Origin of the sequence: Xenorhabdus stockiae (assembly GCF_002632825.1) — a bacterium.
GTDB lineage: Bacteria > Pseudomonadota > Gammaproteobacteria > Enterobacterales > Enterobacteriaceae > Xenorhabdus > Xenorhabdus stockiae.
This window is the reverse complement of record NZ_NJAJ01000005.1, coordinates 101,723-127,650: the sequence shown is the minus strand read 5'-3', so window position 1 is coordinate 127,650 and position 25,928 is coordinate 101,723. Positions and strand designations below refer to the sequence as shown.

At 41.5% G+C, this 25,928-nt stretch carries 24 protein-coding genes and 2 tRNA genes; 13 read left to right on the top strand and 13 right to left on the bottom strand.

Annotated features, from left to right (window positions below):
- The first annotated feature begins 171 nt into the window (after positions 1–171).
- The 3 genes from ydiJ to Xsto_RS03480 all read left to right on the top strand — a co-directional run bounded on the left by ydiJ (position 172) and on the right by Xsto_RS03480 (position 4,849).
- Positions 172–3,240 (top strand): D-2-hydroxyglutarate dehydrogenase YdiJ, encoded by a 3,069-nt coding sequence (gene ydiJ, locus Xsto_RS03490; RefSeq protein ID WP_099124110.1) that lies wholly within the window; start codon positions 172–174, stop codon positions 3,238–3,240.
- A 71-nt stretch (positions 3,241–3,311) separates the two neighbouring features.
- A complete protein-coding gene (locus Xsto_RS03485; RefSeq protein ID WP_211284283.1) occupies positions 3,312–3,668 on the top strand; it encodes a hotdog fold thioesterase in 357 nt (118 codons plus the stop codon).
- Positions 3,669–3,784: 116 nt separating this feature from the next.
- Positions 3,785–4,849 carry a L,D-transpeptidase family protein gene (locus tag Xsto_RS03480; RefSeq protein ID WP_099124109.1) on the top strand — a complete coding sequence of 355 codons (1,065 nt, stop codon included), beginning with the start codon at positions 3,785–3,787 and terminating at the stop codon, positions 4,847–4,849.
- Between the two features lie 79 nt (positions 4,850–4,928).
- Here the strand turns inward: Xsto_RS03480 and Xsto_RS03475 are convergent, their stop codons facing one another.
- On the bottom strand, positions 4,929–5,168 hold the full coding sequence (locus tag Xsto_RS03475; protein WP_099108162.1) for a major outer membrane lipoprotein: 240 nt from the start codon (positions 5,166–5,168) through the stop codon (positions 4,929–4,931).
- A gap of 510 nt (positions 5,169–5,678) precedes the next feature.
- A complete protein-coding gene (gene pykF, locus Xsto_RS03470) occupies positions 5,679–7,088 on the bottom strand; it encodes a pyruvate kinase PykF (protein ID WP_099108161.1) in 1,410 nt (469 codons plus the stop codon).
- Positions 7,089–7,383: 295 nt separating this feature from the next.
- Here pykF and Xsto_RS03460 point away from each other — a divergent pair, with 295 nt between their 5' ends.
- Positions 7,384–7,602, top strand: coding sequence for a hypothetical protein (locus tag Xsto_RS03460; RefSeq protein WP_099124108.1), 219 nt, complete (start codon positions 7,384–7,386; stop codon positions 7,600–7,602).
- A gap of 1 nt (position 7,603) precedes the next feature.
- On the opposite strand, the gene Xsto_RS03455 is transcribed toward Xsto_RS03460, so the two are convergent.
- From Xsto_RS03455 to Xsto_RS03445, 3 genes are all read right to left on the bottom strand, one after another.
- Positions 7,604–7,680, bottom strand: a tRNA-Val gene (locus Xsto_RS03455).
- A gap of 34 nt (positions 7,681–7,714) precedes the next feature.
- Positions 7,715–7,791 (bottom strand) — tRNA-Val (locus tag Xsto_RS03450).
- 160 nt (positions 7,792–7,951) lie between these two features.
- Positions 7,952–9,325 (bottom strand): MATE family efflux transporter, encoded by a 1,374-nt coding sequence (locus Xsto_RS03445; RefSeq protein ID WP_099124107.1) that lies wholly within the window; start codon positions 9,323–9,325, stop codon positions 7,952–7,954.
- Positions 9,326–9,568: 243 nt separating this feature from the next.
- Between Xsto_RS03445 and Xsto_RS03440 the strand changes: the two genes are divergently transcribed.
- Positions 9,569–10,213 carry a riboflavin synthase subunit alpha gene (locus tag Xsto_RS03440; RefSeq protein WP_099108158.1) on the top strand — a complete coding sequence of 215 codons (645 nt, stop codon included), beginning with the start codon at positions 9,569–9,571 and terminating at the stop codon, positions 10,211–10,213.
- Between the two features lie 73 nt (positions 10,214–10,286).
- Here the strand turns inward: Xsto_RS03440 and cfa are convergent, their stop codons facing one another.
- Positions 10,287–11,438, bottom strand: coding sequence for a cyclopropane fatty acyl phospholipid synthase (gene cfa, locus Xsto_RS03435; RefSeq protein ID WP_099124106.1), 1,152 nt, complete (start codon positions 11,436–11,438; stop codon positions 10,287–10,289).
- A 352-nt stretch (positions 11,439–11,790) separates the two neighbouring features.
- Positions 11,791–12,969: a purine nucleoside transporter PunC gene (punC, locus tag Xsto_RS03430; RefSeq protein WP_099124105.1), complete on the bottom strand. Its 1,179-nt coding sequence runs from the start codon at positions 12,967–12,969 to the stop codon at positions 11,791–11,793.
- Between the two features lie 136 nt (positions 12,970–13,105).
- On the opposite strand from punC, the gene punR reads away from it, so the two are divergent.
- Positions 13,106–14,014 carry a DNA-binding transcriptional activator PunR gene (punR, locus tag Xsto_RS03425; RefSeq protein ID WP_099124104.1) on the top strand — a complete coding sequence of 303 codons (909 nt, stop codon included), beginning with the start codon at positions 13,106–13,108 and terminating at the stop codon, positions 14,012–14,014.
- Positions 14,015–14,017: 3 nt separating this feature from the next.
- Here punR and purR read toward each other — a convergent pair whose 3' ends face one another.
- Both purR and sodB read right to left on the bottom strand, forming a co-directional pair.
- Positions 14,018–15,043 carry an HTH-type transcriptional repressor PurR gene (purR, locus tag Xsto_RS03420; RefSeq protein WP_099108154.1) on the bottom strand — a complete coding sequence of 342 codons (1,026 nt, stop codon included), beginning with the start codon at positions 15,041–15,043 and terminating at the stop codon, positions 14,018–14,020.
- 530 nt (positions 15,044–15,573) lie between these two features.
- Entirely contained in the window at positions 15,574–16,152 is a 579-nt protein-coding gene (gene sodB, locus Xsto_RS03415; protein ID WP_099124103.1) for a superoxide dismutase [Fe], read from the bottom strand.
- A 359-nt stretch (positions 16,153–16,511) separates the two neighbouring features.
- On the opposite strand from sodB, the gene Xsto_RS03410 reads away from it, so the two are divergent.
- Positions 16,512–16,853 carry a Grx4 family monothiol glutaredoxin gene (locus Xsto_RS03410; protein ID WP_099108152.1) on the top strand — a complete coding sequence of 114 codons (342 nt, stop codon included), beginning with the start codon at positions 16,512–16,514 and terminating at the stop codon, positions 16,851–16,853.
- Between the two features lie 53 nt (positions 16,854–16,906).
- Here Xsto_RS03410 and rnt read toward each other — a convergent pair whose 3' ends face one another.
- Together rnt and gloA are read right to left on the bottom strand one after the other, a co-directional pair.
- A complete protein-coding gene (gene rnt / locus Xsto_RS03405) occupies positions 16,907–17,557 on the bottom strand; it encodes a ribonuclease T (RefSeq protein ID WP_099108151.1) in 651 nt (216 codons plus the stop codon).
- A gap of 138 nt (positions 17,558–17,695) precedes the next feature.
- Positions 17,696–18,103, bottom strand: a complete 408-nt coding sequence (gloA, locus tag Xsto_RS03400) for a lactoylglutathione lyase (RefSeq protein ID WP_099124102.1) — start codon at positions 18,101–18,103, stop codon at positions 17,696–17,698.
- Positions 18,104–18,357: 254 nt separating this feature from the next.
- On the opposite strand from gloA, the gene Xsto_RS03395 reads away from it, so the two are divergent.
- Both Xsto_RS03395 and slyA read left to right on the top strand, forming a co-directional pair.
- Positions 18,358–18,597, top strand: a complete 240-nt coding sequence (locus Xsto_RS03395) for a DUF1289 domain-containing protein (protein ID WP_099124101.1) — start codon at positions 18,358–18,360, stop codon at positions 18,595–18,597.
- Between the two features lie 679 nt (positions 18,598–19,276).
- Positions 19,277–19,714, top strand: a complete 438-nt coding sequence (slyA, locus tag Xsto_RS03390) for a transcriptional regulator SlyA (RefSeq protein ID WP_099108148.1) — start codon at positions 19,277–19,279, stop codon at positions 19,712–19,714.
- A 79-nt stretch (positions 19,715–19,793) separates the two neighbouring features.
- Here slyA and Xsto_RS03385 read toward each other — a convergent pair whose 3' ends face one another.
- Positions 19,794–20,267, bottom strand: a complete 474-nt coding sequence (locus Xsto_RS03385) for an outer membrane lipoprotein (protein WP_099108147.1) — start codon at positions 20,265–20,267, stop codon at positions 19,794–19,796.
- A gap of 334 nt (positions 20,268–20,601) precedes the next feature.
- On the opposite strand from Xsto_RS03385, the gene anmK reads away from it, so the two are divergent.
- The 4 genes from anmK (at position 20,602) to pdxY (ending at position 24,880) form a co-directional block, all read left to right on the top strand.
- A complete protein-coding gene (gene anmK / locus Xsto_RS03380; protein WP_099108146.1) occupies positions 20,602–21,711 on the top strand; it encodes an anhydro-N-acetylmuramic acid kinase in 1,110 nt (369 codons plus the stop codon).
- A 44-nt stretch (positions 21,712–21,755) separates the two neighbouring features.
- The gene (pdxH, locus tag Xsto_RS03375; protein WP_099108145.1) at positions 21,756–22,409 is read left to right on the top strand and encodes a pyridoxamine 5'-phosphate oxidase; all 654 of its coding nucleotides are present in this window, start codon (positions 21,756–21,758) and stop codon (positions 22,407–22,409) included.
- Positions 22,410–22,627: 218 nt separating this feature from the next.
- On the top strand, positions 22,628–23,899 hold the full coding sequence (tyrS, locus tag Xsto_RS03370) for a tyrosine--tRNA ligase (protein ID WP_099124100.1): 1,272 nt from the start codon (positions 22,628–22,630) through the stop codon (positions 23,897–23,899).
- A gap of 102 nt (positions 23,900–24,001) precedes the next feature.
- Positions 24,002–24,880: a pyridoxal kinase PdxY gene (gene pdxY / locus Xsto_RS03365; RefSeq protein ID WP_099108143.1), complete on the top strand. Its 879-nt coding sequence runs from the start codon at positions 24,002–24,004 to the stop codon at positions 24,878–24,880.
- Positions 24,881–25,022: 142 nt separating this feature from the next.
- On the opposite strand, the gene fabI is transcribed toward pdxY, so the two are convergent.
- On the bottom strand, positions 25,023–25,811 hold the full coding sequence (fabI, locus tag Xsto_RS03360; RefSeq protein ID WP_099108142.1) for an enoyl-ACP reductase FabI: 789 nt from the start codon (positions 25,809–25,811) through the stop codon (positions 25,023–25,025).
- Positions 25,812–25,928 lie beyond the last annotated feature (117 nt).

Below are 25,928 nucleotides of genomic sequence, written 5' to 3'. Positions count from 1 at the left end.
GGATCCACAATGGTAAATAAATATAACGTTATTTCACATGTTGCTCAAAACTGGCAAATATTGTGATATTGTTAAAAGCCTGCCTGTTCAGATCCCTGTCTGAACCCGACAATGAAGGTAGTATATAACTATAGCAATGTGGACAATTATTAGAAAAGGGGCAATGAGCCAATGATCCCACGTATACCACAAGCCCCCCGAGTCAGTGAACTGGTAAAGGAATATTTGACTGTACTGAAAGAAGCCGGTTTTACAGGTGATACTGCCAGTAATTACGCTGATCGACTCACTATGGCGACAGATAATAGTATTTATCAGTTGCTACCACAAGCGGTTATCTTTCCCCGCTCAACTGCTGATGTTGCACTGTTGGCAAGAATTGCAGGAGAAGAGCGCTTCCATTCGCTGACATTTACCCCCCGGGGAGGCGGAACGGGTACGAATGGGCAGGCACTCAACAATGGCATTGTTGTGGATATGTCCCGTTATATGAAAAGAATTCTGGAAATTAACCCGGAGCAAGGGTGGGTTAAAGTTGAAGCCGGAGTTATCAAAGATCAGCTCAATCAATACCTAAAGCCTTTCGGCTATTTCTTTTCTCCTGAATTATCAACCAGTAATCGTGCGACATTGGGTGGGATGATCAATACCGATGCATCCGGTCAGGGTTCGCTGGTGTATGGAAAAACGTCAGATCATGTACTTGGTGTTCGGGCTGTTCTACTGGGTGGAGAAATGTTTGATACCCGCCCAATGAATACAACATTGGCGGAATCGATTGCGAAAGAAAATTCAACTGTTGGGCATATCTATAAAACCGTACTCGAACGCTGTCGTGAACAACGGGAATTAATTATTGAAAAATTCCCAAAACTTAATCGGTTTTTAACGGGGTATGATTTACGCCATGTCTATAGCGATGATCTGCAATCTTTTGACCTAACACGCATCTTAACCGGCTCTGAAGGTACTCTGGCTTTTATTACTGAAGCAACGTTAGATATTACGCCGTTGCCAAAAGTCAGGCGGCTTGTAAATGTAAAATATGATTCTTTTGATTCAGCCTTGCGTAATGCTCCATTTATGGTTGAAGCGAAGGCACTTTCTGTTGAAACAGTGGATTCTAAAGTTCTCAACCTTGCACGGGAAGATATCATCTGGCACTCAGTAAAAGAGCTGATTACCGATGTGCCTGATAAGGATATGCAAGGGCTGAATATTGTTGAATTCAGTGGCAATGATGAACAGCAAATTGATCAACAGGTTAGTACGCTCTGCCAGCGCCTTGATGAACTGATGGTGAACAATCAGGCCGGGATAATCGGTTACCAGACTTGTCACCATTTAGATGATATTGAACGCATTTATGCGATGCGGAAAAAATCTGTTGGTTTACTTGGCAATAGTAAAGGTGCAGCCAAACCCATTCCATTTGTGGAAGACACGTGTGTTCCTCCTCAGCACCTTGCTGATTATATAGCTGAATTTCGCCAGCTCTTGGATAGCCATCAGCTTAATTATGGTATGTTCGGCCATGTGGATGCAGGTGTTTTACACGTGCGGCCTGCATTGGATATGTGCGATCCTCAGCAGGAAATGCTAATGAAGCAGATTTCCGATGAAATAGTTCATCTGACGGCCAAATATGGTGGATTGTTATGGGGAGAACACGGAAAAGGCTTTCGGGCAGAATATAGTCCCTCTTTCTTTGGTGAAATATTATACGACGAACTGCGTCGGATTAAAGCCGCATTTGATCCGCTTAACAGGCTGAATCCGGGAAAAATCTGCCCGCCGATCGGCATTGATGCTCCCATGATGAAGGTTGATGAGGCCAAGCGAGGCACTTTTGACAGAACGATCCCCGTTAATGTCAGAAGCACATTCCGTGGAGCAATGGAGTGTAATGGTAATGGCCTATGCTTCAATTTTGACGTTAAAAGCCCGATGTGTCCTTCAATGAAAATCAGCCAGCATCGGATCCATTCACCCAAAGGGAGAGCTACTCTTGTCAGGGAATGGCTGCGGCTTTTGACGGAGCAGGGTGTTAAACCTGAATTACTGGAGCATGGGCTTGACCAGTCGCGCCCCAGCCTGCGTGGTTTGATTGAAAAAACACGTTATAGTTGGCAGGCATGGCGGGGAGAGTATGATTTTTCACATGAAGTAAAAGAAGCGATGTCAGGCTGTCTGGCCTGTAAGGCCTGTTCGACACAATGCCCGATTAAAATTGATGTGCCATCGTTCCGTTCCCGTTTTCTGGCTTTGTATCATAGCCGTTATTTACGCCCGTTGCGTGATCACATCGTCGCTAACGTTGAAGACAGTACTCCATTAATGGCAAAAGCACCCCGCGTATTTAATTTCTTCCTGCGGCAGCCATGGGTGCAAAAACTCAGCCAGCATACTATTGGTATGGCTGATCTGCCTCAGCTTTCCTATCCGACATTGCAGCAGCAATTGGCAGGACACTATGCGGTGGGAACGACACTGGAACAGCTTGAAACCTTATCCTTACCTCAGCGTAAACAGCATGTACTTATTGTTCAGGATCCTTTCACCAGTTATCACGATGCAAAAGTGGTCACTGATTTTGTGCGACTGGTTGAGAAACTTGGATATCAGCCAGTGTTGTTACCGTTTTCTCCCAATGGAAAAGCGCAACACGTCAAAGGTTTCTTAAATAAGTTTGCCAAGACAGCCCGGAAAACGGCTGATTTTCTGAATCGGGCGGCACAATTGGATATTCCGATGGTGGGTGTCGATCCAGCCTTAGTTCTGTGTTATCGGGATGAATACAGGGATATTCTCGGTGAACATCGGGGTAATTTTAATGTCCAATTAGTTCATGAATGGTTGGTTAATATATTGCCAGAAATTATTCCAACAGAAAAACGTGACAATGTAACACCTAGTCATGACTGGTATCTGTTTGGGCACTGTACAGAAGTGACAGCGTTACCTAACAGCGGTAAACAGTGGAGTGACATCTTTCACCATTTTGGCGGTAATTTAAATAACGTCAACGTGGGGTGCTGTGGTATGGCTGGAACGTATGGTCACGAAAAAAAGAATCTCGAAAACTCGCTTGGTATTTACCGGCTTTCATGGGCGCCAGCATTGAACAACCTTGTTTTGGAGCATTGCCTTAGCACCGGTTATTCATGCCGTAGTCAGGTGAAGCGAATAGAAGGAAAAGTACTTAAACACCCATTACAAGCTTTATTGGAGATAGTGTAGTGATTCAGAAACAACAAATTTGGAAACGTAGCGCAGATGTCAGCATGCTAAATCAATTGAGAAATGACTGCATGTTAGGATATGTTGGAATAGAAATAACCCAGCTTGGTGATGATTTCCTTGAAGGCACAATGCCGGTTGATCAACGAACTAAACAGCCATTCGGGATTTTGCATGGTGGGGCATCTGTGGTGTTGGCAGAATCACTGGGTTCACTCGCTGGCTATCTTTGCTCAGAAGGTGAACAAAAAGTTGTCGGTGTCGAAATTAATGCGAATCATATTAAAGCCGTGCGTGATGGTATAGTTAAAGGAGTCTGCAAAGCAATCCATCTTGGACGTTCTCATCAGGTCTGGCAGATTGATATTTATAACGGACAGCAACAATTATGTTGCACATCTCGTTTGACTACAGCGATATTGTCCTAATATTTGGTATATAAAAGCAGTTTGCTTAGTTTTTATTGTGGCAAAGGGGGGTAAAATAGCCTTATGTGAGGCTATTAATTAACCACTGGCATTCAAATATCATTGAGGAAGTGTGTATGAAGCGATTTTTGACTTTTATCAGTACTTTCTTGATCGGCATGTTGTCGTTCTGCGGGATAGCTAATATGGCTTATGCGGTGGAATATCCGCTACCACCTGCTAACAGTAGCCTGATTGGTGAGAATTCCATCTATGTCGTACCTAATGATGGACTTCCTCTGGAAGCCATAGCCGCTAAATACCAAATAGGTTTGTTGGCGATGTTAGAAGCCAATCCTGGTGTTGATCCGTATTTACCTAAACCCGGAACCAAGCTGGTCATCCCATCACAGATGTTGCTTCCCAATACTCCCCGTCAGGGTATTGTTATTAATCTGGCTGAAATGAGGCTTTATTATTATCCGAAAGGGAAAAATAGTGTCATTGTGTATCCAATCGGCATCGGGCAGCTTGGGCGCAATACGCCAACAATGACAACTTCAGTCAGCCAGCTTATTAAAAATCCTACATGGACGCCTACTACAAATATTCGTAAGGATTATGCGAGTCGAGGGATTATCCTGCCCGCTGTAATACCCGCCGGGCCAGATAATCCAATGGGCGATTTTGCTTTGCGTCTGTCCGCTGGGCGAGGGGAATATCTGATACATGGCACCAATGCCAATTTTGGTATTGGCATGCGTGTTAGCTCCGGTTGTATACGTTTACGTCCTGATGACATTAAAGCACTTTTTCACAATGTTCCAAGAGGAACCCGTGTTCAGATTATTAATGAACCGATCAAATATGCAGTAGAGCCGGATGGAAAACGTTATGTTGAAGTCCATCAGCCTTTGTCAAAAACAGAATCGGATGATCCTCAGACCATGCCAATTAAGCGCACGGAAGGGTTATTAAAATTTATTGGAAACAAGGGAACCAATGTTGTTTTGGTCGATCAGGAAATTATTCGTCGTTCTGGAATACCAGTAGCGGTAAATGAGAAAGGGCTTTCATCCAGTCACAGGGAGAAAGAGATATCACAGTTAGTGGAGGAGCGTGAAGACGAAACTCTGAACGTTCAGCCAGTTAAACTACCCCTGTTGAATCAGCCCACACCGGTCTATCAGACTAAGTCCTGACCTAAGCTGTAGATAATCCAAGATATACATAAAGAATGGCGTACTTATTAAGTACGCCATTCTTGAAAATGCTACAAATTTATTTTTTGTAGGAACGAACTTGGTTGTCAAGACGTTGGTTAGCACGAGCTGCTTCGTCTTTAGCTGTTTGTACATCAGAACGCATTGAGCCAACTTCGTTGCTCAGTTGGTCCACTTTGGAACCCAAAGTTAGAACCTGAGAAGAAAGCTGGTCAACCTTTTTAGCCGTGCTTGTACAACCTGCTAACATCGTAGAAGCGAGAATTACTGCGCCAAGTACAATTTTAGTACGATTCATCACAATACCCTCTAGATTAAGTTAATCTTCAAGTAGCTATCTAATTATTACACAAACTTTTTTAGAAAGAGAATAAATTTTGTCCGGATAAACAAATTCTACTGTTTTTCGCTCTAAAATAAGTTAATAATTTTTAGATAACTACAATAAAACGGTAATGAGAGGAATAATTAAATCAGAAAAATCTCAAACATTACGTGATGTATCTTCCAGTTTTTCACTGTACTGATGTAATAAACCAATAATATCCCATTGCCTATTTTGTTATTTTGACACATTTTTCTCTGGCAGAATCCGTGGGTTAAGTGAGTAAAATGCTTTAAGGATGCGAATTAGCGTCAATAACTTTAAAATAATTAGTGTGTTTATTATACATCTTTTATTGCTGTTTTTTGCGCTTATTACAGGAGCACATTTTTTATTAGCGGGGAAGGGACAAAAATATGGAGGGATTATTTATAAGTGCAGATCGCTCAATTACCGAGCGATCTGCTTTGTAATCAAAAATAATTACAGTACATGAACAGAAGATGTATTTGTTGTGCCGCTTGGTACTAATGCACCGGATACCATCACAACGATATCACCTTTACTTGCCATACCGCTGGCTAATGCAGCTTCTTTACCGATACGGTAAAAGTCATCGGTAGAGGCAATTTCTTTGACAACCTGTGTAGAAACGCCTTTAACCAGCAATAACTGGCGGGCAGTGATTTCATTGGTAGTTAATGCGAGGATCCGTGCATTAGGGAAGTATTTACGCACAGATCTTGCTGATTTACCGCCATAAGTTGCAACAACGATCAGAGGGGCTTCCAGTTTTTCCGCAATTTCTACTGCGCCACGGCAAACTGCCTCAGTTACACGCAATTTCTGTGTTTTGGTATTTTCAATCCGGCTGCCCATAACGCGATCTGTACGTTCACAGATAGTTGCCATGATGGAAACGGCTTCAACTGGATATTTTCCTTTCGCACTTTCGCCAGAAAGCATTACTGCGTCAGTTCCGTCCAAAATTGCGTTGGCAACATCACCAGCTTCGGCACGGGTAGGGCGTGGATTTTTGATCATGGAATCCAGCATCTGAGTCGCAGTGATGACAACTTTACGTGCAGAGTTACATTTCTCTATCATCATTTTCTGCGCGAAAATGACTTCTTCTACCGGAATTTCAACACCCAGATCACCACGGGCAACCATGATACCGTCTGAGGCTTCCAGGATCTCATCAAAATTGTTCAAACCTTCCTGGTTTTCAATTTTAGAAATAATCTGGATATGTTCACCACCATGAGCCTTCAGGTGTTCACGAATTTCCAGAACATCAGAACGCTTACGGATGAAAGAGGCAGCGATAAAATCAACACCCTGTTCACAGCCAAAGATGAGATCTTGCTTATCTTTTTCTGCCAGCGCAGGCAGGTTGATAGAAACATTCGGCAGGTTGACGCCTTTGTTTTCGCCTAAGTCACCGTTGTTCAGAACTTCACAGATAACTTCAGTGGCGGTGATCTGTTTTACTGTCATGGCAATCAGGCCATCATCGACCAAAACTGTATTACCTACAGATAAATCGGCTGGTAAGCCTGAATAGGTTACGGCAACGCGCTCCTGATTGCCGATAGTGGATTGATCAGTTGTAAAGGTGAAAGTCTGACCAGCTGTCAGGGAAACATCATTACCATCTTCCAGCTTCATGGTACGGATTTCAGGGCCTTTAGTATCCAGTAAGATAGCTGCTTTTTTACCGGTTTTTGCAGTGACTGAGCGGATATTTTTAATACGCTGACCATGTTCTTCGTAGTCACCGTGAGAAAAATTCAGGCGCATAACGTTCATGCCTGAGTTAAGCAGTTCGGTCAGTTTTTCTTCGGATTCAGTTTTTGGCCCGATAGTACAAACAATTTTGGTTTTTTTCATGACAATCTATCTACTACTGGTTTTAATGGATTAAAAAGAGTGTATTACCAACCATTGACATTATATGCCAGTGTCACTTGGCTCTGTTAGTCTGGCATTTTAAGTTGCGCAACATACATGGAAAACGGATGGCAGAAAAGTGTCAATTGGTTGTTTTTCATCAAGCCAGGCATGTATTAACCATGTGGATTTAGAGCGATTAATCATCTGCAATTTTTTCTGGATTCGGTAAATTAATTGGCTGAAACCATTCAACTAATGACAGGGCCGTATTATAGAGGCTAATTTCTGTGAAATGAATCAAAAAGTGATTCTTAAAAAAATTTATCTGGGAAGAATAAAAAATGAACATACTCATATCAGAAAAATCAGAGAGTTGTTGCGCAACAGTGAAAAAATAATTTTTAGTAGCTTGAATATTGCAGATGAAAAAAGTGTTTTTATAAAAAATTCGAGTGGTTATCAGAAAAATAGCAAAGGTATTACAGATGATAAAAATGAGGATATCAAGTGAATGGTGCGTCCGAGTGGACTCGAACCACCGACCCCCACCATGTCAAGGTGGTGCTCTAACCAACTGAGCTACGGACGCACATAAATTTGAGTTGCTATGCCAACCAGAGATTTGGTGCGTCCGAGTGGACTCGAACCACCGACCCCCACCATGTCAAGGTGGTGCTCTAACCAACTGAGCTACGGACGCAATCTAAATTTCTATGGGTGACAACGGGGACGAATATTAACGATCGCTGAGCTATCTGGCAAGGGAAAAAATGCAAATTCGTGTTTAATTGCTCGCATTTACATCTTTTAGTGTGAATTTGCAGCTTTTTTCCCTTGAGATATTAATTTAATGGACTAAATTAACGGGTAGAACGAGCGAGGACAGCATGATCAGGCTGCTTTTGTAACCACAAAATCCGGTAGCCAATCATAATTGCTGCAACGGTCAATCCGATAATAAACCCAATCCAGAAACCTTGTGGACCCATAGGTTCAGTAACAAAATTGGTCAATGCCAGAATGTAGCCACTTGGTAATCCGAACATCCAATAGGCGATGAAAGTGATAACGAAAATAGAGCGCGTATCTTTATATCCACGTAATACACCTGAGCCAATGACTTGAACAGAATCTGAAAGCTGGTAAATAGCAGCAAATAGCATCAGATTAGATGCTAATATGACCACTTCAGGATTATCGTTATACATCATAGCAATCGGTTCACGGAATATTGTCGTGAATGCGGCGGTTATGCTAGCAATTATTAACCCGAGCGCAAGGCTCGTATAAGCTGATACTTTGGCACCTTCAGTTGATTTCTGTCCGAGGTTATAACCCACCCGGATAGTGGCTGCGATACCAAATGACAGCGGGAACATAAACATCAGTGAACTGAAATTAAGCGCGATTTGATGTCCTGCAACATCCACTACTCCAAGAGGTGAGAGCAGTAAGGAGACAACAGCAAACAATGTCACCTCAAAGAACATAGCCAGACCGATAGGCAATCCCAGCAGAGTAATGCGTTTTTGTGTATGCCAATGAGGACGAGAAAAACTCTCAAATGTATGAATATCTTTCTGGGATGGTGCGTGTTTAACATAGGTAAGTAGTAACAGACACATAACCCAGTAAACGCTCGCGGTTGCAACCCCACAACCTACACCACCAAGTTCTGGTGCACCAAACTTACCGTAAATGAAAATATAGTTGACAGGGATATTCACTAATAGCCCGATAACGCCAATAACCATCGCTGGTTTGGTTTTTGACAGCCCTTCACACTGGCAGCGTAAAACCTGATAGAACAGGCAACCGGGTGCTCCCCACATAATTGCATGGATAAAATCGATGGATTTTTGTGCCAGAACAGGATCGACATTATGCTGCGCTTCTATAATAAATCGGCAGTTATATAAAATCGTCATTACAAAGATAGAAAGAAATGTTGCCAGCCAAAAACCTTGTTGGATCTGGCCTGCAACATTTTTTCTCTGACCTGAGCCATTCATATGGGCAACTATCGGCGTTAAAGCCATCAAAATCCCTTGAGCAAGCAAAATCGCTGGCAGCCAGATTGATGTCCCTATAGCAACAGCGGACATTTCTATTGCACCTGCTTTACCGGCCATGACTGTATCGACGACTCCCATCGCAGTTTGTGAAGACTGAGCGATAATGACGGGGATCCCCAGAGCGAGCAAACTACGCGCTTCATTTAAATATTTCTGCACGTACTACACCTTTTAATTGAAAAATTGACGATAGAAAAAACAAGGAATATTTCTGCGAGCAAACAGAACTGTTTGAAAAGCAACCTCTTGTTAACATAGGTATTGTATAGGACTCATTTTACTAATCCAATCATTGTTTGATATTTAGTCTAAATGAGGAATAACATTACACGTGAAATAGTGTTTAAAAGAGATTAGTGGGTTACACTAACTTATTATGTAAAACGATGAAAGAGGTTCCCCATGTTTACAGGCATTGTTCAGGGAAAGGCGCCTATAGTTGCTATTGAAGAAAAAACACATTTTCGGACTCATATAGTCAAATTTCCGGCTGAATTATTACCTGATATTGAAACGGGAGCTTCCGTTTCTCATAATGGCTGTTGTCTGACTGTCACAAAAATTGATGGTGACTTGATTAGCTTTGATTTGATGAAAGAGACATTGCGTCTGACTAATCTTGGTGAGCTTAAGATTGGTGATTTAGTTAATTTGGAAAGGGCAGCAAAATTCGGTGATGAAATTGGCGGGCATTTAATGTCCGGGCATGTGATTACAACAGCTGAAATTGCGAAAATTTTCACTTCAGAAAATAACCATGAAATATGGTTCCGTATTTATGACAAACAATTGATGAAATATATCCTGCATAAAGGATTTGTTGGCATTGACGGGATTAGTCTGACCATCGGAGATGTAGTAAATAATCGTTTTTGTGTTCATTTGATACCGGAAACATTAGAGCGCACGACATTGGGTAAAAAGCGTATCGGCCATAAAGTGAATATTGAAATTGATCCACAGACTCAGGCGATTGTAGATACTGTTGAACGCTTCATGGCTCAGAAAGAACAAGAAAAAGTATTATCACAGTTGGAAGGTAATTAAAATATTGCAGAAAAAAGCTACAGTTTTCACTTCTGTAGCTTTTTAATGGTATTCCAAACCCACGAGTAAAATATTAACGCGGAACTCTTAATCCATTTTCAATTCCACGTGGGCTGAACATAACCTGCCATAACTGGATATCTCTGGCGCGAAATGCCCCGGCGCAGGCATTCAGATAATAACTGAACATTCGTTTGAAGCGGGGGCTATAATTATGAGCTATTTTATCCCAATTTGTAATAAAACGTTCATACCATGCCATCAGAGTACGATCATAGTCAGCTCCGAAGTTATGCCAGTCTTCCATCACAAATTTCCCGGTACTGGCTTTGGCAATCATTGCAATCGATGGCAAATGCCCATTAGGGAAAATATATTTACCGATCCACGCATCGACATTCACTTTATCCCGGTTGGAACCAATGGTGTGCAGTAAGAAAAGACCATCAGGCTTCAGATTCCTACGTACTACGTCGAAATAGTTAGCATAATTTTTGGAGCCGACATGTTCAAACATGCCGACAGAAACGATTCTGTCAAACTGGAGGTTTAGATCCCGATAATCTTCAAGGATAATTTTCACATCCAGATCTTTACAGCGCTCCTGAGCATATTTTTGTTGCTCCACTGAAATAGTGACTCCAGTGACGGAAACGGAATAATGTTTGGCTGCGTAAGCGGCTAATCCGCCCCAACCACAACCGATATCCAGCAGAGTCATACCCGGCGATAACTGTAATTTTTCGCAAATCAGCCGAAGTTTATTAGACTGAGCTTCTTCCAGTGAATTCGCATCTTTCCAGTAGCCGCATGAATATTGCATATTGGGATCAAGCATGAGTGTAAATAGGTCATTACCTAAATCGTAATGTTCTTCCCCTACAATCCATGCCCGTTTAGGGGACTGTAAATTAAACAGGCGGGAAGTCATAACCATCAAAATATCCTTAAAATTTTTTGGAATTTTGTGTTCCAGACCAGCCCGTAATATTTTATAAAAGAAAACATCTAAACGCTCACAATCCCACCAGCCATCCATATAGCTTTCGCCTAATCCTAAAGATCCCTGTTTCAATACTCTTTTATAAAAATCAGGGTTTTTGACTTGTATGTCAAAAGGGCGTTTTCCATTAATTTGAATACCCGCCTCCTGAAGCAGGTCATTCGCAATCCTATGCCACTGGTCAGTGATTTTTTTATTTTCTTCAACGAAAGATGAACTCATATACTCTCCAACATTTATGTGGTGGAATTTTGAGGTACCTCTTTGTTACTGGTTATTTATGCTTCCCGGGATTTGTTTTCTTGCCGTTAAACTGCATTTTGAAATCCGTAGGAATATTGAAACTAATCAGAAAATGACTTAAAGGCAGTTATGCCGTTCGTCCGTGATATAAAAGAGAGCTTCATTGCTCTTCTAAACCTCAAATTCCGAGTTTTTAGAATAATGAATCCATATGAGTATATGAGTGAAATAATATTTAAACAATAAGCAAGAAAAAGGCCATATCATCATATGGCCATTCGTTGAGAATATTCTTAGGTATTATATTGTAGAGTAACTAATTGATTGATAATTAGTTAACAATATCATCCTTTCTCTTTTGTAAATAATAACCTATCACCATTGGGATAATGGTACCTACCATCACTGTTGTCGTTGATAAGAGAGGACTTTTCATAAACATAGCAACAAGCATACTGGCAATAAAGCAAAGGCCTAATTGTAAAGCATTTTGCAATGCGGCAGCTTTACCGCTGTCTTTCGGATAAATGGAAAGAGCATTTGCTACAGCAATCGGATAAGAAGCGCCATTCATTGCTGCCATAACACAAAAAGGAATAAGAATAACGATGAAAGAAGGATAGAACCAAGCAGCTAAATAGATAAGTATCATGCTTATGGCATAACCTGCCAATAAGATAGGGAATATAGTTTCACTTTTAACTTTTTCTAACAAAATACGGCAGCCATACCCACCCACCATAAATGCCAAAGTTTGTGGAATATAACTTAAACCGATATCTGTCGCGTCATAACCCATACTATTCAAAATAGTTGGTGAACCTGTTAACCAGGCAAAAAAGCCGGCGCTACAGGAAGCATAAATCAAAACATTGCCGCTAAAAACTGATGACTTCAATAAGGTGAAGAAAGAAGCACTATGATTATCTGCGCTGGTATCAATGGGAACACGTTTGTTCGTCAGAAAAAGTGTAGGTATCAGTAGTAACAGCGTTACCACCATCAAGACAAGAAAGATAACCCTCCAGCTTGTGTGTGACAGTAACCATGCGCCTAATAATGGTGCAAGGGCAGGGGAAAGCGCAACTAATGGCATAATCATAGCGAAAACACGTTTCGTGCGCTCAGCATCATATCTGTCGACAACCAGAGCCTGCCAGGAAACGGCAGCAGAGCAGACCCCAACAGCCTGAATAAATCTCAGGACAAGTAATTGAGTCGCATCTGTTATCCAAAGTATGCCCAGACAGCTGAGGCAAAACAGGGACAAACCGATAATCAGAACAGGCTTTCTTCCCAGACGGTCGGAAAGTAATCCCCATAAAAGCTGAGCAACGGCAAAACCGCCGAGAAAAATGCTAAGACTTGCACTGATGGCACCTTTTGATGTGTTTAAATCTTTACTCATAGCATCAAAGGCGGGCAGATACATATCAATGGCTAAGTAGCCGAGCATACTCAGACCAGCAAGATAAAACATAAATGGAAGAGAGTTTTTATTTGTTGTCATTGTGTTAATAAATCGCGTTAGTCAATCGGTGTGGTAATTGATAAAGAAATATGGAGCTTATTTTATATGGCGTGATTTTTGATTGTGAAACGGTATTATTTGTACCATGCTATGAAAAAAATTAAAAGGAAGAAACATGTGGTCTGAATATTCTCTGGAAGTTGTTGATGCGGTGGCAAGAACAGGAAGTTTCAGTGCGGCTGCATCAGAACTTCACCGTGTGCCTTCTGCTGTCAGTTATACGATAAAGCAACTTGAGGAATGGCTAGCAGTTTCTTTGTTCGAACGCCGTCACCGTGACGTAGAGTTAACTGAAGCAGGAGCCATTTTTGTCAAGGAAGCCCGTTCTGTTATCAAAAAAATGAATCATACCCGGCACCAATGTCAGCAGGTAGCAAACGGATGGCGAGGACAACTCAGTATCGCTGTTGATCAGGTTGTTAAACCAGAACGGACACGTCAGCTTATTCTGGATTTCTATCGTCATTTTCCGGATATTGAGTTATTTATCTATCCCGAAGTTTTTAATGGTGTATGGGATGCGCTGGTGGATGGGCGTGTTGACGTTGCTATTGGAGCAACACGCGCTTCTCCGGTTGGTGAGCGATACAGTTTCAGGGATATGGGTTTTATGCCATGGCTGTGTGTTGCCAGCCCTGAGCATGAGTTGGCGCTCGTAACGGAAAAATTAAATGATGACCAATTGCGGCCTTATGCCAGTTTATGTCTTGAGGATACATCACGAAGCCTGCCTAAACGTGATACATGGGCTTTAGATAATCAGCGGCGTCTGGTTGTTCCTGACTGGGAAGCGGGGTTATCCTGTTTAATGGAGGGATTGTGTGTGGGAATGGTGCCTAAACACCGGGCATTACCGCTTATTCGTCAGGGAAAATTGAGTGTGCTTGAGCTTGAGCAGCCGTTACCTGATAGTCCGTGCTGTCTGACATGGTCACAAAAAAGCCATTCACCTGCATTAAGCTGGTTGCTTGAATATCTTGGTGATAACACAACGCTTAATGCTGAATGGCTACAAGAAGACTAACTGTTAGCGACGATAATCAATAAAAGGACCATCGGCAACAGAGCGACGCTCTACAAGACGTGGATGGACCTCGATGGTTTGGGCATCTTCACGTTTATTGATAATTCTATCAAGTAGCGTGGAGAAAGCCATTTGTCCCAGCCGTTCTTTAGGTTGATGAATGGTCGTCAGTGCTGGTGTGAAATAGCGTGCATTACGGATATTGTCATAACCAATGATGGAAATATCCTGAGGAACGCGTAAACCCATTTCATCGGCAGCACAAATAGCCCCCATTGCCATTACATCCCCGCCACAGAACACAGCAGTAGGGCGATGTTTCTGGTTTAAGATCTTACACATTGCCTGATAACCTGATTCAGGCTCAAAATCCCCCTGAACAACCCATTCATCCCGAATAGTGATATTGGCTTCTTTCAATGCCTTGAGAAAACCCTGATGACGTCCACCCCCTGTATTTCTGGCTAATGGGCCGGGAATGGAGGCAATATCACGATGCCCACGTTCAATCAAATACCGGCCAGCTAAATAACCACCGTGGAAGGCATTATCAATAATGGCATCCGTAAAGTCCCCTCTGGATTCTCCCCAATCCATGACAACCATAGGAATATTGCGATAATCTTCCAGCATCCCCAGCAACTGTTGAGGATATTCTGAACACATAACTAATAAACCATCTACGCGCTTTTGCGCCAGCATCGCGAGATAAGCTTTTTGTTTGTCGAGGTTGTTATGGGAATTACATAAAATCAATGTATAGCCTTTGCTATAACAGCTATTTTCGACAGACTCAATTATCTCAGCAAAATAGGGTGCTTCACTTGAGGTTGCCAATAACCCGATAGATTTTGTGTGGTTGACTTTTAAGCTTCGGGCAACGGCACTGGGAGAATAATTCAGTTCCTTAATGGCAGCCCATACTGCGGCCTTCGTATCTTCGGCGACGAAACGGGTTTTATTAATAACATGGGATACGGTTGTGGTTGAAACACCAGCGCGTTTAGCCACATCTTTAATCGTTGCCATGATAAAAAGGACTCCTGACCTTTTGGTCTAAATTTGTATACCCTTTATCTGGATATAGAACTTTGTTAATCATTTGCCAGTATTATATTTGTATATAGGAAGATAACTGGCAATAATTTAGCGAGAAACCGTGGATTTTGTCTGATCTAGCTCAAAAGTGAAAGCAGTAATCGATGCTATAAAGTATATGTATTAAATATCACAGTGCGATTTTTAATCTTTGAGATAAATAACCACTTAAAATTTATGATGTTGCTGAGTCTTAATTTTCACGATGAGGATGGTTTATGGATACAGACCTGAAATTGGGATTATTGACTGCCTGTAGTGCGTTAGTCATGATTGTTTTTCTGGCGAGTCTCTGTTTGATCGCTTGAGTCCGGAAATAATTTTAAACCCAGAAATAATATTGTGGTGAAACGCCATCTATTTTTTCAAGGGGAAGTTTTTCACGATTCAGAAGGTACCCATAAATGGAACATGTGTGAAGAACCGGAAAAACTTACCCTTGTATTTAACTGATAGGCTAATTAAGCCAGATTTTCTTCCACAAACTGCCAGTTAACCAGAGCCCAAAAATGCTCCAGATATTGAGGACGTGCATTGCGGTAATCGATGTAATAAGCATGTTCCCAAACATCAACAGTCAGAACAGGCTTATCTTCACCAGTCAGCGGAGTTGCTGCATTGGAAGTATTAACGATAGCCAGGCTACCATCAGTTTTCTTGACCAGCCATGTCCAGCCGGAGCCGAAGTTTTTCAGGGCTGCATCAGTAAATTGCTGTTTGAATTCAGCAAAAGAGCCGAAAGCTTTGTTTATTGCTTCTGCAACTTTGCCGGTAGGTTCACCACCACCGTTTGGTGACAGGCTGTGCCAGTAGAAAGTATGGTTCCATACTTGCGCAGCATTATTGAAAATACCGCCATCAGAAGTTTCGATGATTTCTTCCAGTGTTTTTCCGGCAAATTCTGTACCTTTAATCAGGTTGTTCAGGTTCACAACATAAGCATTGTGATGTTTGCCGTAATGATATTCCAGAGTTTCTGCTGAGATATGAGGTTCTAAGGCATCTTTAGCATAAGGTAATGCTGGTAATTCAAAAGACATTGCATACTCCTTTTAATATCGGGTTTTTGGCTTTATAAACCATGATTCGTAAAGTATTAATCATGGATAGAGCAAATTTAAGCTTATTATCATGTTGCTATTTTAGTGATTATCTTAACAACTTTTCTGCTAAATAACAGGGAAAAAGATGCGATTTAATGATGAGCTGATGTAGAACTGTTCAGTTTTAATGGATTAAATATTTATAGGGGATGGAAATCTCAGCGATTACAAAATGTTGTTCATGATAAAAATTTGTAGCAGCACGTTCGCTGTAGAAAATCAGCACCAGAAAGTGGTATTCTGAATCAATCTTTTCTGATGCTGATAAACAGCACCTGCGGTTTAAGGAAGTAAAAATGACGACAATTGAGAAAATCGAACGCCAAATTAATGAAAACCCGATTTTGCTGTACATGAAAGGCTCACCGAAACTGCCAAGCTGTGGTTTCTCTGCTCAGGCTGTTCAGGCTTTATCTGCTTGTGGTGAACGTTTTGCTTACGTGGATATTTTGCAAAACCCGGATATCCGTGCTGAATTACCTAAGTATGCTAACTGGCCGACATTCCCTCAGCTTTGGGTTGATGGTGAGTTAGTCGGGGGATGTGACATCCTGATGGAGATGTATCAACGCGGTGAATTGCAAACATTGATTAAAGAGACCGCAGATAAATACCGTGAGCAAGAAGACAGCCAGTAATATTTGATAATCATTATTGGACTAAGAGCCTAATAAAATAGGCTCTTAGTTTATCAGACTTCACCGTCCGGAGTGGCCATAGGCCAACCACCTAGTCGCTTCCAGCGATTAACCAATTCGCAGAAAAGCAGACTTGTCCGATCTGTATCATAGAGAGCACTGTGTGCCTGATTACTGTCAAAGGGGATTTCTGCTGTAATGCAGGCTTTTGCCAGAATAGTCTGACCAAGCACCAAACCACTCAGTGCAGCCGTATCAAACGTGGCAAAAGGATGGAATGGATTACGTTTTAAACCAGAGCGTTCAGCCGCTGCCATAACAAAATTGTGATCAAAACTAGCATTATGAGCAACTATAATGGCGCGATTGCAATTACTCCCTTTCATACCTTTACGGACCATCTTAAAAATGGCATGCAGCGCAGTATATTCGCTGACGGCACCCCGTAATGGATTAGTCGGGTCAATACCTGTAAATGCCAGCGCGGCGGGATCAAGATTGGCTCCTTCAAAGGGCTCAATATGGAAATGCAGCGTATCAGCCGGAGCCAGCCAACCTTCTTCATCCATTTTTAACGTCGTTGCAGCTATTTCAAGTAAAGCATCTGTCCGCGCATTAAACCCAGCGGTTTCTACATCAATAACAACGGGATAATAGCCACGAAAGCGCCCACTGAGCATGTTTTGATCTTTTATATTAGACATCTGATTTTATTCTTAACTTCAGGATAGCGGATATTATGACAAAATTTATTAAGCATTGCAGAAGTAATATCTACCTAGTGGAAACGAAGGGCATGTTAAAGATGCCCTTGTATATGGAGACTTGCATATGGAAAATAGTTAATGGCCTAATGCACTACTGGCGCTTTTATTTTCAATAAGTTCGATTTTATAACCGTCAGGATCTTCAACAAAAGCGATAACAGTTGTTCCGCCTTTCACTGGCCCAGCTTCACGAATGACATTTCCCCCGGCAAGTTTGATACGCTCACACGTTGCCGCAACATCATCAACACCTAAAGCAATATGGCCGAATGCTGTACCCATTTCGTATCTCTCAACATCCCAGTTATACGTTAATTCGATGACCGCACCTTGGCTTTCATCAGAGTAACCTACAAAGGCGAGGGAATATTTATACTCTGGATTTTCACTCGTACGAAGTAGACGCATGCCCATTACTTTAGTATAAAAATCAATCGAACGTTGCATGTTGCCAACACGGATCATTGTATGAAGTAGACGCATGATTACCTCTTATGTTTATGGTTTTATATCAAAATATTAATTTTACGAAATAGCAAAAGAGCAAAATTTCGTGCTCTGACCCCATTGTTTTTTAACTATATATGGTAAACATAAGGTAATTCAATGCGTCCTTTCACCTTTAGTTTTACTCGCTACTATTTTGTAATCCATTATTTGATGTGAGCTGGATCTAGATAGTGTTGCAATTCTCTCAGAGATAATCGTTTAGGTAATTTTGTATACAGGAGGATGACATGGTTGAGCAACTAGAGTTTTTTGTTATTCCTAATCCTTGCAAGGGGATTTGTGAATCTGGTCCCCGTGGTTTCTGTCGAGGTTGCTATCGTAATAGAGAAGAGCGCTTTATGTGGATGAAATTATCTGATGGGCAAAAAAGAGAAATATTGCGGCTATGCCATGCCAGATATCTGCGGACACTGAAAAATAACGGTCATGATGAAGTTGTTCCATCAAAACAGCTTGGGTTATTTTAATTCACATTTTTAACTGTTAATAAAACTTTCTTATATGAATAATATTTCATATTTTCATTATGGTTAAGAACTTTTGCCATGATAAAGTGATATTTTATTCATATTACCTATTTTTTATTTGATATAGGTCATTTAAAAATATTACAGAGATTGACTAATTAAACCCTTAAGGTAAAGGTTTCTTATCAAATAATTAATTATTGAACAATAATCGCGCTAATTGGTTATCTATTTGTTTTTAATGAACTTTATTGTCCACTTAACGCTAACTGTAAGATAAAAATGATATTAATGTAAAAATATATAGATTAGTATTTGGATGGCGGTTATTCTTATAGAACTTTAACCGAGCGGTATTGTGTCTATTTTTTGGAGTTTGTATCTGTTTCGTTGATATTTAAAATCTTAATAGTTAAGTTGGAGGATTATTTTATACAGTTTATATCGTTGGTGGATTAATGCGCGATTTTGTTCGGTGCGCCGTAAAACTTCGCTCTTTAGGGCGACGAAGATGTCAACTTTAAGTAACAAGCCAACGCGATACTAATTAAGTAATTAGCGAAATATCTGACTCTACTAATGTGAGCAAGATATAGGATGCGTATCCATTATTCATATGAATAAACTGATTGGATAATTCATTGATGTTATATGAGTCTCTAATTATAAGGAGGGGTAATTGGAATTGACATTGGGATCAGACCTGGCACGTTTAGTTCGTGTTTGGCGCGCTTTAATTGATCATCGTTTGAAGCCGTTGAAATTAACTCAGACACATTGGGTTACTCTTTACAATATTAGTTTGTTACCACCGGAGCAGTCACAGATACAACTTGCAAAAGCAATTGGTATTGAACAACCATCCCTGGTAAGAACTTTAGATCAATTAGAAGAAAAGAAACTCATTACAAGGCACACATGTGCTAATGATAGGCGCGCTAAAAGAATCAAATTAACAGAAGAGTCAGAAAATTTTATCAGAGAAGTGGATAGTGTTATTGGTTCGACGAGGAAAGACATCTTGGAGGGAATTACTCATGACGAGTTAATTCTACTTGCTTCTGTAATAAAAAAAATCGAAAAAAATATTAGCCAATTACATAAACAGGTAATATAAAAATTAATCGATAAAAAGAAAATCGCGGGCCATATTTTGGTGATCCGCGATTTTTTTGTTTAAATATACTTTAACCCTATTAGATAGGAGAGACCGTTGTTGAGTCGCCACTATCGGCAATTTTGATACGTTGCCCTTTACTGAATATAACTTGATCCTGTTTTTGCACCACAACAATATTTCTTCCGCTGTCAGTACGGATTTCCAATTCGACACCTTTTGTTTGATCGATAGCACCTTCAATTCCTTGACCTGCCATTCCACCGACAATAGCCCCAGCAGCTGTTGCAAGCCTCTGTCCTCTACCGCCGCCAACCGAATCACCTAACAATCCCCCCAATACTGCTCCGCCAATCGCTCCTAGCATGTTTTGGTTGCCAGCCTGAGAGCCTTTTATAGTGACCGGACGGACGGACAAAATAGTCCCGTAGGTTACGTTTTGAACTTGTTTGGCCTGATCAATTGAGTAAGTATCACTAGACAGTGCTCCCATGTCAGCACATCCAGATAATGTTGTTACTACAACTGCACCAACCAGGAAACGTTTGAACATAGTTACTCCTAATTTTAATGCCTCAAGAGAAATCTGGTAATAATCCTACAATCAAGCATTCGGCTACAATGATCAGTAACAAGTATAATAATTTTACGAGTTACTTATTCTATACATTAATAGCCGCCCTATAAATATATAATAAATTTCTACATTGAACGCCAATAGGAATAATTCCTGACCAAAAGTTTAGCATGTTTTGTGAAGAGCTCTCCAAAACTCGGATTTTATCTCTTATATTCTGAGTGAAACATATATAGTCCAAATCAATGTGTTTTATAGTTACACAGGTTTATTTACAGATGTAATCCATTCTTTAAATAGGGGAATATTTATGAAGTCAGGACGTTATATTGGTGTGATGTCTGGCACCAGTATGGATGGAGTTGATGTCGTTTTAGCAGAAATCAGTGATAAAGCTGTTATACAAAAGGAAAATTACAGCCATCCGTTTCCTCAGGAGCTTAAGCAAAAATTACTGGCTATTTGTCAGGGCCAGCAAACCACATTATCAATAGTTGGGCAACTCGATTATGAATTGGGAACGCTTTTTGCTGAATCAGTCAAAGGGTTATTAAAGAAAACCGGATTAACTGCGAATGATATCACTGCAATTGGGTGTCATGGTCAGACTGTATGGCATGAACCGGATGGTGAAAAGCCATTTACGATGCAAATTGGTGACAATAACCGTGTAACGGCATTAACCGATATTACAACAGTAGGTGATTTTCGTCGCCGTGATATGGCTTATGGCGGTCAAGGTGCACCTTTAGTTCCTGCTTTCCATATGGCGGTATTGGGTGATCCAACGGAAAGGCGTGTGATCTTGAATATTGGCGGAATTGCGAATATTTCCGCTCTTCTGCCAAATTCTGCGGTTAAGGGATATGATACCGGGCCGGGTAATATGTTGATGGATGCCTGGACATGGCGTCATAAACAGCAGTCTTATGATAAAGATGCACAATGGGCAGGAGAGGGTAATGTAAACAAAGCCTTGCTCCAGAAGATGCTTTCAGACCCCTATTTTGCACGTACTGCACCAAAAAGCACCGGGCGGGAATATTTCAATATGGCATGGCTGGAAAAACAGCTGGCTGATTTCCCTGATGTCAGTCCGGTCGATGTACAGGCCACTCTTGCTGAACTGACAGCTGTTAGCATTGCTGAACAAGTACTGTTAAATAACGGTTGTGAGCGCTTACTGGTTTGTGGCGGTGGAGCCAGAAACCCACTTATAATGCGTCGGTTATCTGCTTTGTTGCCTGATACTGAAGTTGCAACAACAGACAAATATGGATTAAGTGGTGATGATATGGAAGCGCTAGCATTTGCTTGGCTGGCATTCCGTACCATGTCTGGGTTGTCGGGTAACTTGCCATCGGTGACTGGTGCTGATAGGGAAACAATTTTAGGTGCAATTTATCCTGTTGCTGGCTGATAACAATGTTATGCTGAAACTCACTTAGAAATAGAGAATTAGACATGTCAGAACATAATGATACTCATATAGCAGAGCTGCGCCGTGAATATATGCGTGGTGGGTTACGGCGAAAGGATCTTACTGAAGAGCCGATGGTTCTTTTTGAGCTTTGGCTGAAACAGGCCTGTGATGCTGGGCTTAGCGACCCAACAGCGATGTGCGTAGCAACAGTCGATGAGCATGGGCAGCCTTATCAGCGTATCGTTCTATTGAAGCATTTTGATAACCGCAGTCTGGTTTTTTATACCAATCTTGGTAGCCGCAAAGCGAAACATTTAGCCCAGAATAACCGTATCAGCCTCCATTTCCCCTGGTATCAGCTTGAACGTCAGGTCAGCTTTCTGGGCAAAGCCGAACGTTTATCACCTCTCGAAGTAGTGAAATATTTCCATAGCCGCCCGAGAGACAGTCAGATTGCAGCCTGGGCTTCACAACAATCTTCCCGTATTTCTGCCCGAAGTATTTTAGAAGGGAAGTTTTTAGAGCTGAAGCAGAAGTTCCAGAATGGCGAAGTGCCATTGCCCAGTTTTTGGGGTGGGTTCCGGGTTGAATTTGATTCAGTAGAGTTCTGGCAGGGGGGAGCAAGCCGTCTGCATGATCGTTTTCTATACCTGCGTGAAGGAGATGAGTGGCATATTGATCGTCTGGCGCCTTAACTGCATTAATTACCGTTTTTAATACTGGCACTTATAGTACTGGCGTTTTATGCTATAGCACGCGATTTACAGCGAATCGCGACAATTAGACAATGATATATGCCTGATAGATTGCAAGTTGCAGTCCGGTAGTATTAAGAACAAATGATACACCCGATAAAGCTGCAACTTGGAAGATGAAGGATATAAGTAAAGAATACAAACCAATGGAGTCATTGATGTCTAGCAATAACCTGATTAAACAACTGCAAGAGCGGGGCCTTATTGCCCAGGTAACGGATGAAGAAGCGTTAGCGGAAAGACTGGCGCAAGGTCCGGTCTCTCTCTATTGCGGCTTCGATCCTACCGCTGACAGCTTGCATTTGGGCCATCTGGTTCCCTTGCTGTGTTTAAAAAGATTCCAACTGAATGGACATAAACCGGTAGCTTTGGTAGGTGGTGCGACAGGTTTGATTGGTGATCCTAGTTTTAAAGCGACGGAGCGCAAATTAAACACAGAAGACACGGTTAAAGAGTGGGTTGAGAAAATTCGTAACCAAGTTTCTCCGTTCCTGAGCTTTGAGGGTGAAAATGGTGCAGAATTAGCCAATAACTATGACTGGTTTGGTCAAATGGATGTCCTTTCTTTCCTGCGTGATATCGGTAAGCACTTTTCCGTTAACCAGATGATCAATAAAGAAGCGGTTAAACAACGCCTGAATCGTGATGATGTTGGTATTTCGTACACTGAGTTTTCTTATAACCTGTTGCAGTCTTATGACTTTGCTAATCTGAATGGAAAATATGGTGTTGAATTGCAGATTGGTGGTTCTGATCAGTGGGGCAACATTACATCAGGTATCGATTTGACTCGTCGTTTACATCAGAAACAGGTATTTGGTCTGACAGTACCTCTGATTACTAAATCCGATGGTACTAAATTTGGTAAAACAGAAGGTGGAGCAGTCTGGCTGGATCCGAAGAAAACCAGTCCATACAAATTTTATCAGTTCTGGATTAACACAGCTGATGCAGATGTTTACCGTTTCCTTAAATTCTTCACTTTCATGGACATTGAAGAAATTAATGCATTGGAAGAAGAAGATAAAAACAGTGGTAAAGCTCCGCGTGCGCAGTATGTTCTGGCAGAAGAAGTCACTAAACTGGTTCATGGAGAAGCAGGTTTAACGGCGGCGAAGCGTATCACAGCGAGTTTGTTCTCTGGAGCAGTCGCTGATTTAACCGAAGATGACTTTGCACAGTTGGCACAGGATGGTATGCCAGCGATTGAGCTTGAGAATGGTGCTGATTTACAGCAGGCACTGATCACTGCTGAGTTTGTACCTTCCCGTGGGCAGGCTCGTACCATGATTAGTTCTAATGCTGTTTCTGTCAATGGTGAAAAACAGTCTGAAGCGATGTATGTATTTGCGGACGAAGATCGTCTGTTCGGGCGTTATACTTTATTACGTCGTGGTAAAAAACATTATTGCCTAATTGATTGGAAATAATTCATAAAAGTATTACTAAGGGCAACATCATTGTTGCCCTTAAAGTATCTGGCTGTTTTATAACTCATTTACGGTTCTTAAAATAACAAATCAGGCCTAATCATGAAAAACATTCTTTCAATTCAGTCTCATGTCGTTTTTGGCCATGCAGGAAATAGCGCATCTGTTTTTCCGATGTGTCGTATGGGAGTGAACGTATGGCCATTAAATACAGTCCAATTTTCTAATCATACTCAATATCCACAATGGCGTGGTTGTGTGATGCCACCAGAACATCTGGCTGAAATCGTGCAGGGAATTGGTGAAATTGATAAATTGGCATCCTGTGATGCTGTTCTCAGTGGGTATATTGGTTCTGCGGAGCAGGGAAACTATATCCTTGATATTGTAAAGCAGGTGAAACAGGCTAACCCTGAAGCATGGTATTTTTGTGATCCTGTTATGGGCCACCCAGAGAAAGGATGTATTGTGGCTCCGGGAGTTTCTGAATTCCTCAGTGAAAAGGCATTGCCTATCAGTGATATCATTGCGCCTAATTTATTGGAGCTTGAAACATTGGCGGCAATGGAAATCAAAAATGTGGAGCAGGCGGTATCAGCAGCCCGTCAGCTATGCCAAAAAGGCCCAAAAATTGTTTTAGTCAAACACCTCAGCCGAGCAGGTTATCAGAAAGATAATTTCGAAATGTTGCTGGTGACTAAAGAAAATAGCTGGCATATCAGCCGTCCATTGATTGATACCGGTGAGCGTCAGCCCGTTGGAATTGGTGATTTAACCAGTGGCTTATTCCTTGCTAATTTGTTGAAAAGCACATCGCTGACAAATTCGGTATTACAGGCAGCGTTGGAGCATACGACAGCAGGTGTTTACGAAGTTATGCTGGAAACGCAAAAAAGCGGAGAATTTGAATTACAGCTTGTTGCTGCCCAGGATAAGATGGTGACTCCAGCCCATAAATTCAAAGCCATGCAAATCGATTAAGTATAAAAGCAGTTAATATCTTTATGCTTCCGGCAAATTTATACCGGAAGCCGTTTCCTATAAGTAAACGGCGTAGCGAAAAATAAGCCCAAAGATAAAACTACCTCTGGGCTTATTTCATTATATCAAATGATTATTGAAATTATTTCAATTCCAGTTCGTTCATGGCAGCGATGCTGAAGCCGCCATCAACATGCAGGATTTCACCGGTAATACCACCAGACAGGTTAGAACACAGGAATGCAGCCGCATTACCTACGTCTTCTGTAGTGACGGTACGGCGGATAGGTGTGACTGATTCACAGTGTGCCAGCATCTTACGGAAATCTTTGATACCGGATGCTGCCAGAGTACGGATTGGGCCTGCGGAAATGCCATTAACACGAATACCTTCAGCACCCATAGCATTCGCCATGTAACGCACGTTTGCTTCCAGAGAAGCTTTTGCTAATCCCATCACGTTGTAGTTAGGGATTGCACGCTCTGCACCTAAATAGCTTAAAGTTAGCAGCGCTGAGTCAGGATTCAGCATACTACGACATGCTTTTGCCAATGCGACGAAGCTGTATGCGCTGATATCATGTGCAATTTTGAAACCTTCACGGCTGACGGCATTAACGTAATCGCCATCAAGTTGTTCGGCAGGGGCATAACCGATAGAGTGAACAAAACCATCGAATTTCGGCCATACCTTACCCAGTTCAACGAACAATGTGTCGATACTTTCATCTTGAGCCACGTCGCATGGCAGAACGATGTTTGAATTCAGAGATGCTGCGAATTCTTCGACACGAGGTTTCAATTTGTCATTCTGGTAGGTAAAAGCCAGTTCTGCACCTTGTTCGTGCATTGCTTTCGCAATTCCATAAGCAATAGACAGTTTGCTGGCGACGCCAGTAATTAGAATGCGCTTGCCGGTCATGAAACCCATATCAGTTCCTTATTGTTCTTAATGTTCAAAATACCAGAGTTAATAGTGTAGTGTATTAAAAATATAACCTACATAAATCGGGTATTCGTTGTTAGTAAACGGAGGAGATTCTACCAC